At 62.7% G+C, this 7,852-nt stretch carries 8 protein-coding genes; 3 read left to right on the top strand and 5 right to left on the bottom strand.

Annotated elements, in window-relative coordinates; translation table 11 throughout:
• Positions 1–63: 63 nt before the first annotated feature.
• The gene (msrA, locus tag ACE2AA_RS16325) at positions 64–618 is read left to right on the top strand and encodes a peptide-methionine (S)-S-oxide reductase MsrA (RefSeq protein ID WP_141259336.1); all 555 of its coding nucleotides are present in this window, start codon (positions 64–66) and stop codon (positions 616–618) included.
• Positions 619–624: 6 nt separating this feature from the next.
• On the opposite strand, the gene ACE2AA_RS16330 is transcribed toward msrA, so the two are convergent.
• Genes ACE2AA_RS16330 through ACE2AA_RS16350 form a run of 5 tightly spaced genes read right to left on the bottom strand, consistent with a single transcriptional unit; the run spans position 625 to position 6,200 of the window.
• A complete protein-coding gene (locus ACE2AA_RS16330; protein ID WP_141259394.1) occupies positions 625–1,977 on the bottom strand; it encodes an AAA-associated domain-containing protein in 1,353 nt (450 codons plus the stop codon).
• A gap of 9 nt (positions 1,978–1,986) precedes the next feature.
• Entirely contained in the window at positions 1,987–3,705 is a 1,719-nt protein-coding gene (locus tag ACE2AA_RS16335) for an ABC transporter permease subunit (protein WP_141298605.1), read from the bottom strand.
• Positions 3,702–4,163, bottom strand: a complete 462-nt coding sequence (gene dut / locus ACE2AA_RS16340) for a dUTP diphosphatase (protein ID WP_141259338.1) — start codon at positions 4,161–4,163, stop codon at positions 3,702–3,704. The genes ACE2AA_RS16335 and dut overlap by 4 nt, the downstream gene beginning before the upstream one ends.
• Positions 4,164–4,179: 16 nt before the next feature.
• On the bottom strand, positions 4,180–5,403 hold the full coding sequence (coaBC, locus tag ACE2AA_RS16345) for a bifunctional phosphopantothenoylcysteine decarboxylase/phosphopantothenate--cysteine ligase CoaBC (RefSeq protein ID WP_395370518.1): 1,224 nt from the start codon (positions 5,401–5,403) through the stop codon (positions 4,180–4,182).
• A complete protein-coding gene (locus tag ACE2AA_RS16350) occupies positions 5,403–6,200 on the bottom strand; it encodes a class I SAM-dependent methyltransferase (RefSeq protein ID WP_141298609.1) in 798 nt (265 codons plus the stop codon). Before ACE2AA_RS16350 ends, coaBC begins: the two co-directional genes overlap by 1 nt.
• A gap of 29 nt (positions 6,201–6,229) precedes the next feature.
• On the opposite strand from ACE2AA_RS16350, the gene mutM reads away from it, so the two are divergent.
• Complete coding sequence (mutM, locus tag ACE2AA_RS16355) at positions 6,230–7,111, top strand: bifunctional DNA-formamidopyrimidine glycosylase/DNA-(apurinic or apyrimidinic site) lyase (protein WP_395370520.1); 882 nt, start codon at positions 6,230–6,232, stop codon at positions 7,109–7,111.
• A 104-nt stretch (positions 7,112–7,215) separates the two neighbouring features.
• Entirely contained in the window at positions 7,216–7,485 is a 270-nt protein-coding gene (rpsT, locus tag ACE2AA_RS16360; RefSeq protein ID WP_141259342.1) for a 30S ribosomal protein S20, read from the top strand.
• Positions 7,486–7,852: the final 367 nt, after the last annotated feature.

Raw genomic sequence — 7,852 nt, forward strand, 5'->3', positions numbered from 1 at the left:
AGAAAGCGTTACCAGAAACTTCCGGAATATTCTCTTCACGGCAACTTTGGGAAGGAAGCCACCATGACCAAAAACGCATTGGAGACACTGGTGCTGGGTGGGGGCTGCTTCTGGTGCCTTGAGGCGCCGCTGAAGGAGCTGCGTGGCGTGGAGGGGCTGGAACCCGGTTATGCCGGAGGGCATGCCGCCAGCCCTACCTATGAACAGGTCTGTTCGGGTCGCACTGGCCATGCGGAGGTCGTGCGGGTGACGTTCGATCCCGCTGAGCTGTCATGCGCCGACCTGCTGCGCATTTTCTTCGTCATGCATGATCCCACAACTCTCAACCGGCAGGGCAATGACGTGGGGACGCAGTATCGCTCCGCCATATTCTGGCAGGGACCGGAACAGGAAATGACGGCCTATGCCATCCGTAACGAAATTGCGGAGGCAAAGGTGTGGCCGGACCCGCTGGTGACCGAAATCGCGCCGCTGACGCATTTCTGGCCAGCCGAGGATTATCACCGGGATTATTTTGCCCGTAATCCCGGCAATCCGTATTGCAGCGCCGTGATTCCGCCCAAGATCGCCAAGATGCGTCGGCTGTTTCGTGACCGGCTGGTGGATACGGCGGGCTAGGGCCGTCTATTCGGTTTCGTCGTCCAGGAAAAGCTGGTCGGCTTCTTCATCAAAATCGAACAGTTCGGCATAGCGTGCCCAGCCGATCAGCGTCTGCAGTGTCTGACGGGCATAATCGGGGGACATGCTGTCTTCCAGTTCGTCACGGAAGCGTTCGGCGCTGGCGCGGTGATTGGGGCGTTCATCCAGCACGGCGCGGATGGTGCGCACCATGGGGATGTTATGCAGCATGCTGTGCCACAGGATGTTCTTGCGGGTGTCATGCTCGCTCTGGACAAAGCGCATGCCTTCGGGGGTGAGCATGATATCGCCGTCCTCCAGTTCGGCAAAGCCCAGCAGTTGCAGCGACTCGCCTAACGGAAACAGGTCATCCAGCTCAAGCTGCAAGCGGCTGGCCAGCAGCGGCAGGTCGGCGCGTCCGTGAAGCGGGTCGGCCGCCAGCGTTTCCATCATGCCCACGATGGTATTGATCGGCAGCGCGGGCAGGGCCACGGCGTCGGCTGTAATCTGCACATGCTTCATATCCGGGTCGGTCATGTCCGCTTCTGATACCACGGGCGCACGACGGGTCATGAGCGCGTAAATCCGGTCCACGAACTGCCGGAAGGCTGCGTCCTCCCGATTGCGGGGATGTTCAAAGGGCACCTGCAGCTCATAGGCGACCCGACCGGGGTTGGACGAAAAGATCAGGATGCGGTCGCACATCAGCACCGCTTCTTCGATATTATGCGTCACCAGCAGGATGGACTGTATGGGCAGCTTCTTTTCCGCCCACAGTTCCACCAGGTCGGTGCGCAGGTTTTCGGCCGTCAGCACATCCAGCGCCGAAAACGGCTCATCCATCAGCAACAGGTCAGGGTGTACCACCAGCGCCCGCGCCAGCCCCACACGCTGGCGCATGCCCCCCGACAGTTCCTTGGGATAGGCGTTTTCATACCCACCCAGACCGATCAGCCCGATCGCGTCTTCGGCCAGCTTGTGGCGCTCGGCCATGGGCACGCCCTTCGCCTCCAGCCCCAGCTCCACGTTTTTCTGTACCGTCAGCCACGGGAACAGCGCAAATGACTGGAACACCATGGAAATGCCGTCAGCCGGGCCTTCCAGTTTCTTGCCTTTCCATATCACTTCGCCCGCCGTGGGCGGCAGCAGGCCCGCGATAATGCGCAGCAGCGTGGATTTGCCCGACCCCGACCGGCCCAGCAGCCCCACGATTTCCCCACTGCGGATGGACAGGTTCACGCCATCCAGCACCACCAGGTCGGTGGCACTTTCCTTGTGATAGGCCTGCCGACAATTGATGATCCGGACAAGCTCCGTCCCGGACTTGGGTGGGGGAGGGGCGGTGTCAGGCTGCTGCATCATGAACTCTCAGTCAAAGGTGTAATGCCGCGCGGCATAATTGGATAACGGACGCCACAGGGCGCGATTGAGCAGGAGCACGAACGCCGCCATGATCGCCATGCCCAGCCCCACCTGGTCGGTCGCACCCGCCACGGTGGCATGGGCGATATAGGCACCCAGCCCGTTAGCGCTCAGGGTCGTGTCTCCCCAGCTTGCGACCTCGGTCGCGATGGCGGCGTTCCACGCGCCACCCGATGCGGTCAGCGCGCCGGTAATGAAATAGGGCGTGATGCCCGGCAGCATGACGCGCCGCCACCACAGCCAGCCCCGGACATGGAAGTTCTTGGCCGCTTCCAGCAGGTCACCGGGATAGGACGATGCCCCCGCCACGATGTTGAACAGGATATACCACTGCGTGCCCAGCAGCATGAGCGGCGTCAGCCAGATATTGCTGTTCAGGTGCCAGCGCACGATCACCACCACCACCAGTGGAAAGAACAGGTTGGCAGGGAAGGCGGCCATGAACTGCGCCGCCATCTGTGCGCGTCGTGCCCGTCGTGGTGACAGGCCCAGCCATATTCCCAGCGGCACCCATATCAGTGACGCCACAATGACCGTCACCATCACGCGCGCCAGCGTGACACCACCCAGCATGGTGACATGCAGCATCTGTCCCACCGTATAATGGGTACTGGCATATGCCCATGTCTTCCACCCGATGGTGATGGCGCAGACAGCCAGTGCCGCGATCCATGCGCTGTCCAGCAGGCGGGATGGAACCAGCGGTCGCCGCGGGGCGGATGGGCGCGGCCCCAGTGGCAGCCAGCCGATGCGGGTCATCATGCCACCCAGTCGCAGGCAGGCCTGACGCAGCAGGTGCGTGCGCCGCAGCAGGGTCAGCACCCATGGGTCGGGTGCTGCAAGCGTCGTGCCCTCGTCGGTCTGGAAGCGTGCCGACCATGCAACCAGCGGACGGAACAGTAGCTGGTCATAGGCCAGGATGACCGCCAGCATGGCGGCAATGGCATAGAAGATCGCCCATATGTTGCGCTGTTCGATCGCAACGCCCACATACGACCCGATTCCCGGCAGGGCAATATCGGTATTCCCGACCGTGATCGTTTCGGAATAAACGACCATGAACCATCCGCCGGACATGGAAATCATGGTGTTCCAGACCAGTGACGGGATGGCGAATGGCACTTCCAGCCGCCAGAAACGCTGCCACGGCGTCAGGCCGAAGCACAGGGCCGCTTCCTCCAGGTCAGGGGGTACGGTGCGCAGCGCCTGATACATGGCAAAGGCCATGTTCCATGCCTGACTGGTGAAAATGGTGAAGATGGCGGCCAGTTCCGCCCCCATCATCCGCCCGGGGAACAGACCGAGGAAGAAGACCACCGTAAACGTCAGGAAGCCAAGGATCGGCACCGATTGCAGGATATCCAGCAGCGGGATCAGCACCTGTCCCGCGCGCCTGCTCTTGGCGGCCCAGACGGCATAGGTGAAGGTAAAGACCAGCGACGCGGCAAGGGCTGCGAACATGCGCAGCGTGGTTCGCACGGCGTAGGCGGGCAACCATGCGGGGTTGAGGTGGATGGTCCCTGCCTCACTGGCGGGAATGGGCACCAGCATGTGGCGCCCGGCCGTGGCGACAATAACAGCCCCCGCCATGATCGCCAGCAGGCCAAGCAGGTCTGGAACATTGGGGCGGACCCGCAGGTTCCCCGGCAGGCTACCGTCTGTCACCCTGCGGTGCCCGTACTGCCAAAGCCGCCCATGCCACGATCCGTTTCCTCCAGTTCCGAATATTCAACCCATGTCCCGCGCACGACCGGGGCAAGCACAGCCTGTGCAATGCGCATGCCACGCTCGACCACAAAGGGTTCGCTACCAGTATTCATGACGATGATGCCGATTTCCCCACGGTAATCCTCATCAATCGTGCCGGGGGCGTTGGGCAGGGTGATGCCGTGTTTGAGGGCAAGGCCCGACCGCGGGCGGATCTGCATTTCATACCCACGCGGCAGCGCGACACACAGCCCCGTGGGTACCAGCGCGCGGCTTCCGGCCCCTATGGTCACCGGTTCGGTCACGGCTGCCAGCAGGTCCATTCCGGCCGCGCCATCGGTGGCGTAACCAGGCAGCGGCAGCCCATGGGCATGGGCCAGGCGGCGAACTTGGATGGGCAGGGGGGAGGAAGTCATGGCAGGGTCCGTCGGATTATTCAGGTTTGGGGTGTGGCGTTTGCAGGAATGTGGCGATCCGCGCAACCAGCCTGTGCGCGACCTGCGCCTTGTCCAGTCGGGGCCAGTGTTCACAGCCCGCAGCATCTATCAGGGTGACCTCGTTTTCCGTACCGCCCATGATCCCGGTGTCCGGGCTGACATCATTGGCTACGATCCAGTCACAGCCCTTGCGTTCGCGCTTGGTGGTGGCATGCGCCAGCACATGCTCGGTTTCCGCCGCGAATCCGATAATCAATCCGGGTCTTGTCGGGCCAGGCTGGCTCAGCGTCGCAAGGATGTCGGGGTTAGGAAGCAGTTGCAGCGCGGGCGGCGCCGCATCTGCTGTTTTCTTGATCTTCTGGGTTGCCGGGGCAACATGCCAGTCCGCCACGGCGGCGGTGCATACGGCAATGTCGCAGGGCAACGCATGGCGGCAGGCATCCAGCATGTCACGTGCCGTTTCCACCCGCACGGTGTGCATGCCTGCCGGATCGGGCAGGGTGGTCGGGCCACTGACCAGTGTTACATCCGCCCCGGCCGCCGCAAGGGCTTCGGCAATGGCATATCCCTGCATGCCGGAGGAACGGTTGGCGATGTAGCGCACGGGGTCAATCGGTTCGTGCGTGGGGCCTGCGGTCACCAGCGCGCGGCGGCCCGCCAGTGGCCGGTCGGGTGACAGCCCGCGCAGGATGGCGGCAAGGATCGTATCCGTTTCCGCCAGCCGTCCCGGTCCGGATTCGTTACATGCCATGAGACCGGATTCCGGCCCCACGAAGGCCACGCCACGCGCACGTAGCGTGGCGACATTCGCCTGTGTTGCCGCATGGGTCCACATGCGTACGTTCATGGCGGGAGCGACCAGCACAGGTGTGTCGGTGGCCAGCAGCACGGTGGTGGCCAGATCACCGGCCAGTCCGGTGGCCATGCGGGCCAGCAGGTCGGCGGTAGCGGGGCAGACCACGACCAGATTGCTGCTGCGTGACAGGGCGATATGTCCCATCTCGCTTTCATCGGTCAGGGAAAACAGGTCGCTGAAGACACGTTCGCCACTCAGCGCCTGAATGGACATGGGGGTGACGAATCGTGCCCCCGCATCCGTCAGCACGGTGCGTACGCGCAGGCCGTGTTCGCGCAGCCTGCGAATCAGTTCCAGCGTCTTGTAGGCGGCAATGCCCCCACCCACGACCAGCAGGACAGAACGGGTCGCCCCATCCCCCATCAGATTTTCCAGCCGGAATGGATTGCGGCAATCCCGCCGGACAGGTTCTGGTAAGATACCCGTTCCAGCCCTGCTTCACGCATCATGTCCGCCAGCGTTTCCTGATCAGGGAACATGCGGATGCTTTCTGCCAGGTACTGGTAGCTTTCACGGTCACCCGCGATCGCGGCTCCCATGCGTGGCAGCACGTGAAAGGACCAGGCGTCGTAAACCGGGGCGAAGGCCGCGACCTGAACGCGGGAGAATTCAAGACACAGGAACCGGCCGCCCGGGCGCAGGATGCGATGGGCCTCGCGCAGCACCTGCAGCTTGTCCGTGCAGTTGCGCAGGCCGAAGGCGATGGAGACGCGATCAACCGAATTGTTGGCCAGCGGAATGGCTTCGGCATCAACAGCCAGGAAGTTGAGGCCCGAGACAAGCCCGCGCTCCAGCGCGCGGTTGCGGCCCACCGTCAGCATGCTGACATTGATGTCGGACAGGATGGCCGGGCCGCCACCGCCACGCAGCCACCCGAAGGAGATATCACCCGTCCCGCCCGCAAGGTCGAGCAGCGACAGGTCGGGGTGGGGGCCGAGTTCGTTGACGAAAATCTTCTTCCACGCGCGGTGGATGCCCAGCGACATCACGTCGTTCATGATGTCGTATTTGGAGGCCACGCTGTCAAAGACATTCCGGACCAGGGATTTCTTCTCGCGCAACGGCACGTCGCGGAAGCCGAAATCGGTGGTATCCGCATGGCGGTCATCGGGACGGCCTGCGGAAGGGGAGGGATGGTATGGCTGGCTAATGTCGGTCATGATGCACAGGTATAAACCCAGATGAGGCCATGCCGGAACTACCTGAAGTCGAAACTGTGATGCGCGGGATGCGAGTGCATCTTGAAGGTCACACTATTTCACGCGCCAGCACGCACCATACGGGCCTGCGATGGCCCTTTCCGACCGGTCTGGCGACGGCGCTGCAGGGGCGGCGGGTCGATGGATTCGCCCGGCGGGGAAAATATATCCTCATCACGCTTTCGGGCGGGATGGTTGTGGTGCTGCATCTGGGCATGTCCGGCCGCGTGCTGCTGTCACGCCCAACGGCGGCTGAGCGCGACCTGCCGCCCGCATTGCACGAACATCTTGTGATCGAGACGGCGCAGGGCGCGCGCTGCGGGCTGGTGGACCCCCGGCGTTTCGGCATGGTTGATCTGGTGGCGGCGGCAGATGTGGAAAATCACCGCCTGCTGGCGGGTATGGGGCCGGAACCGCTGGGTAACCGGTTTGATGGCGCGTGGCTGACGGCGCGTGCCCGCGGGCGGCGTGCCAGCATCAAGGCCCTGCTGCTGGACCAGCGCGTGGTGGCTGGGCTTGGCAACATATATGTGTCCGAAGCCCTGTTTCGTGCGCGTATCCACCCTGCGCGGGCAGCAGGTGACATCAGTGCGGCGCGGTATGACATCCTTGCCACCGAAATCCGTGCGGTGCTGGAGGAGGCAATTGCCGCTGGTGGCTCAAGCCTGCGTGATTACGTGCAACCGGATGGGGAGTTGGGCTATTTCCAGCATGCCTGGCGCGTGTACGGGCGGGAGGGGGAGGGGTGCCCCGACTGCCCCGGTCCACCGGCATGCGACGGGGTGGTCCGGATCACCCAGTCCGGGCGTTCAAGCTTTTTCTGTCCCCGCCAGCAGGGGGTGGAAAATGATTTAGGCAAAGACTTGTCTTGACGAATGGGGTCAGGGTGGACTAGATCGCCAGCCTGATATGGGATGTCCGCAACGATCGGGTGGCGGACCGCCGTAACCTGATTTATGCAGATGAACTGAGAGCAATGGCCAATACAGCATCAGCGCGCAAGCGCATCCGCCAGAACGAACGCCGCAACGCCCGTAACACGGCACGCCTGTCGCGCGTCCGCACCTTCGTGAAGAAGGTCGAGGTCGCCATCGCGACCGGCAAGAAGGACGACGCTGCCGTTGCGCTGCGCGCGGCACAGCCGGAACTGCAGCGTGCGGTTGGCAAGGGCGTTCTTCACGCCAACACTGTTGCCCGTCGTATTTCGCGCCTGTCCGCACGTATCAAGTCGCTTGCTGCTGCGTAAAAGGCTGCTGATTTCTTTCATATGAAAGAATGAGGCAAGTAATAAAGAAGGTCGTATATCGCCATTAGTAGCGATAGCGGCCTTTTTTGTTTGCCATATTCATGTGGTGTGATCGGGTTTTGATGGGTTGGAGGCAGATTCCCGTTGCTTCGGCCGATTCCCTGCTCTACCTTATGTGGATAATTCCAACGTCATCTGTTGCCTGGGGGCCTGGGGGCCGGGTTGTAGGTCGTGTACAGGTGCGCGGCTGGCTTCCTGTCCGCTGCATGCAGGGCTGATGACGGGCGGTAACAGTTATGGATGGAGCGGGGGCACGAATGCATGCGCGGGGGTGCATGTTTCGTGTCCCATGTAGCCGGGAGTGGAT

Origin of the sequence: Komagataeibacter diospyri (genome assembly GCF_043995075.1) — a bacterium.
In the GTDB taxonomy this organism is placed as follows: domain Bacteria; phylum Pseudomonadota; class Alphaproteobacteria; order Acetobacterales; family Acetobacteraceae; genus Komagataeibacter; species Komagataeibacter diospyri.